Raw genomic sequence first — 3,194 nt, 5'->3', positions numbered from 1 at the left:
GCGCCTTCATTCACAGGCCCGAACCGAGGAGCTAATATAGGTTCAATACCGCGTGGTTTGCCGCGCGTTTGAGCGAGCGAAGCGAGCTCCTTAAATTCCTCGGGGCTCTGCCCCGAGGAATCTTTATTTACCGCTTTAAACAGATCGGATATTTTATGAAAATCCGCTTTCGGTTCCGCAGGATAATTTTCGGAAGAACTCACTTCCCCTTTTTGTTCTTCCTCTTGTTTTTCTTCGCTACCCATTTAAGAACAGTATATCATTATGCCCGACGTTTTTTAAATGGAGATTTGTGCTAACACGAACTATATGCTACAGTGCATGTGGTTTTTTTATTGTTCTTTAATCGGCACATAGTGCCTAGAACTCAAAGGGAGAAAGCGGTATGAATGACAAGCTTGATGGTCACATGGAAATAGAGGAGGGAGCATTTTGCCCAATTCCAACTCCACTTATCGGAAGACGAGAGCATGAGGGCAGACCCTGCACAGACCTCTACGTCTCCGGTGATCCAAAGGAGATTTCGCAAGAAGACACAAGGGGTTAATATCCCGTTCATCCGCCCACCCAAAAACCCCGCATCACGATGCGGGGTTTTTTCTATTACGCAGTGGGTCTATCCATTTCTTTTTATCCTGTGCGGTCTTGGCTGGCGGTAACCGATCAAAAATTTTCTCGGGTCGCTATCAAGGTCTATAAAATCATCCACCGCTTCGCGCAACTTGCCTGACGAGGATTTGCCGAATGCGATCGCTTCCACTTGGGTTCCGGCGCTGAATTTCAAATATTCAACGAGAGGCACGAAGTCGCCATCTCCTGAAATAATGATAGCCGCATCAATCCTCGGTGCCAAGCGAATGGCGTCAACGGCGATTCCCACATCCCAGTCCGCTTTCTTTGCTCCGCCGTAAAATATCTGCAGGTCTTTTGTCTTGGTTTCAATGCCAAGTTTTTCAAGCGCTTCAAAAAACCCCTTCTCCTCGCCCTTCTCGGTAGTGATGACGTAGGCGATAGCGCGAACAAGCTGTCTTCCTCCCACCGCTTCTCTCAGGACGGAGTCAAAATTTACCCGCGATTGATAGAGGTTCTTCGCGCTGTGATAGAGATTTTGCGTGTCAATAAATACGCCAACACGCTGTTGTTTATGTTTAATAACTGACATAAAGGTATTTCTTATTAAAAATCAAACGCTCCGGGGAGCGGAGCGTTTGAAAACTGGTAACTACTTTGCTTTTAATCCCAACTCTTTCACGATCTTGTTGTACCGTTTCTCGTCCTTCTTCTGGAGGTACTTCAAGTGAGATCGCCTGTCGGCAACCATCTGGAGCAATCCCCTGCGTGAGTGATTGTCTTTGTTGTGCTTCTTGAGATGAGAAGCCAGTTCATCAATACTTTTGGATAAAAGACCGATCTGCACTTCCGCAGAACCGGTATCCTTGTCGTGGACCCGGCTCTTTTTGATGATATTCTCTTTTTTCTTCTTCGTAAGCATTGGTAGTAACGATAGCACAAAACCCTTTATCCTGCAAGCCCCTACTCTCCCTGCCTGCTCCCTGGCGTGTTTCGCATATTTTCCGACTCTTGGGGTTAATGGTATACCTTGAGTTACGAAATAGACCCATAGCGAGGATTTTGCAGGCGTCCTAGTTCGCTTTCAGCCGATATTTTTCGTAGCTGGGCTACCAAAATTGAGGATGAAAGATGAAATAGGGCGTCTGCGGAATACGCAGTAGGAGCTATTTTGTAATTCAAGGTATAATAAAAACAATGAAATCAAGCGACATCGCACAATTAAGAAAGGAATTTTTGGAATATCTTGAGATAGAGCGGGGGCGCAGTTTGAAAACCGTTGAGAATTACGATCGCTACCTCAAGCGCTTTCTTTTATTTTCCGGAATCACTAAGCCCGGAGAGATTACCGATGAATTGGTGCGAAAATTTCGCTTGTGGCTCAACAGACAGCACGGCGGCAGTGAAACGGAAACGCTCAAGAAAAAAACACAGAACTATTATTTGATAGCCTTGCGAGTGTTTCTGAAATATCTCGCAAAACGGGGCATCGCCTCGCTTGTGCCGGAAAGAATAGAATTGGCGGCTGTTGCGGATCGGAGCCTTGATCTCATTTCCGGCGAAGAACTGGAGCGTATCATGCAAGCGCCCGAAGGGGACGACGTGAAAAGTCTGCGCGACCGTGCAATCGTGGAACTTTTGTTTTCTACGGGGCTTCGCGTATCTGAACTATGCGGACTTCCCCGCGATCTTGATCTGTCCAAAGATGAATTTTCGGTGCGGGGGAAGCGAGAAAAGATACGCGTGGTGTTTCTCTCTCCTTCCGCGCGCGGAGCGGTGAAAAAGTATTTGGATAAGCGGAGCGATATGGACGATGCGCTCTTTGTCCAGCTTGGGCGCGGAGCACAGAAAGCCCCTTCCATGCGTCTCTCGCCGCGCTCCGTGGAACGGATCGTGAAATACTATGCGATCAAGGCCGGTATTTCTAAAAAGGTGACTCCTCACGTCATTCGCCACAGCTTTGCTACCGATCTCTTACAAAACGGCGCCGATATCAGGAGCGTGCAGATAATGCTTGGGCATTCCAGTATCCAAACAACGCAAGTGTACACCCACGTGACCGATGTACACCTACGAGAGATACACAGTAAATACCACGGAAAGAAAAGGAAACAATAAAGTAAGTGAGGCCTGCCCCGTAGGAAGCTCGGCTTTCCTTCGGGGTGCACAAGGCGTTTCATGGTAAACGCAGAAAATAACTGTATTGAAGTCAGACCGCAATCTGTAGAAGTTTGACTTCTACTACAGAAGGCCAAAAGAAAAAGGCGCGCCGGGGCGCACCTTACTTTTTTACAGGTACTTTTCTTGTTTCCTTTTTGCGCGTAACTTCTTTAACTGATATTGCCGGCGAAAGAGGAATAAGTACGGATTCCAAGAACGCTTTACGTGCTCCTTCGGTGATATGCTTGTGCGCCACCATTCTCTGAAGAGTACCTCGTACGGCAGCGGCCATTTCGGGGTACTCTTTAAACAGTATGCGAAAAACAGGGACGATAATATGATATCTCTGCCTGATACCGAGCTTTGCCATGATGCACCTCCAAAGGAGTAAATCTTTTCGTATTATCGCAGGTATGCAGAAAGAGTCAATAATCCAAAAGAAAACGCGCGAGTATTCGCGCGTT

6 protein-coding genes are annotated in these 3,194 nt (G+C 47.2%); 2 read left to right on the top strand and 4 right to left on the bottom strand.

What is annotated here, in order from left to right; genetic code table 11:
* On the bottom strand, positions 1 to 245 hold a 245-nt coding region (locus AAB523_02385), incomplete at its 3' end, for a hypothetical protein (GenBank protein MEK7556111.1).
* A 140-nt stretch (positions 246 to 385) separates the two neighbouring features.
* Here AAB523_02385 and AAB523_02380 point away from each other — a divergent pair.
* Positions 386 to 547, top strand: a complete 162-nt coding sequence (locus AAB523_02380; protein ID MEK7556110.1) for a hypothetical protein — start codon at positions 386 to 388, stop codon at positions 545 to 547.
* Positions 548 to 616: 69 nt separating this feature from the next.
* Here AAB523_02380 and AAB523_02375 read toward each other — a convergent pair whose 3' ends face one another.
* Together AAB523_02375 and rpsO are read right to left on the bottom strand one after the other, a co-directional pair.
* Positions 617 to 1,162, bottom strand: a complete 546-nt coding sequence (locus AAB523_02375) for an NYN domain-containing protein (GenBank protein ID MEK7556109.1) — start codon at positions 1,160 to 1,162, stop codon at positions 617 to 619.
* Positions 1,163 to 1,222: 60 nt separating this feature from the next.
* Entirely contained in the window at positions 1,223 to 1,492 is a 270-nt protein-coding gene (gene rpsO / locus AAB523_02370) for a 30S ribosomal protein S15 (protein ID MEK7556108.1), read from the bottom strand.
* Positions 1,493 to 1,767: 275 nt separating this feature from the next.
* Here rpsO and xerA point away from each other — a divergent pair, with 275 nt between their 5' ends.
* Positions 1,768 to 2,688 carry a site-specific tyrosine recombinase/integron integrase gene (gene xerA / locus AAB523_02365; protein ID MEK7556107.1) on the top strand — a complete coding sequence of 307 codons (921 nt, stop codon included), beginning with the start codon at positions 1,768 to 1,770 and terminating at the stop codon, positions 2,686 to 2,688.
* A gap of 163 nt (positions 2,689 to 2,851) precedes the next feature.
* Here the strand turns inward: xerA and AAB523_02360 are convergent, their stop codons facing one another.
* The gene (locus tag AAB523_02360; protein ID MEK7556106.1) at positions 2,852 to 3,100 is read right to left on the bottom strand and encodes a hypothetical protein; all 249 of its coding nucleotides are present in this window, start codon (positions 3,098 to 3,100) and stop codon (positions 2,852 to 2,854) included.
* Positions 3,101 to 3,194 lie beyond the last annotated feature (94 nt).

Source organism: Patescibacteria group bacterium, from assembly GCA_038063375.1.
Classification (GTDB): domain Bacteria; phylum Patescibacteriota; class Minisyncoccia; order Phycocordibacterales; family JANLHH01; genus JANLHH01.
This window is presented reverse-complemented; position numbering and strand designations above follow the sequence as displayed.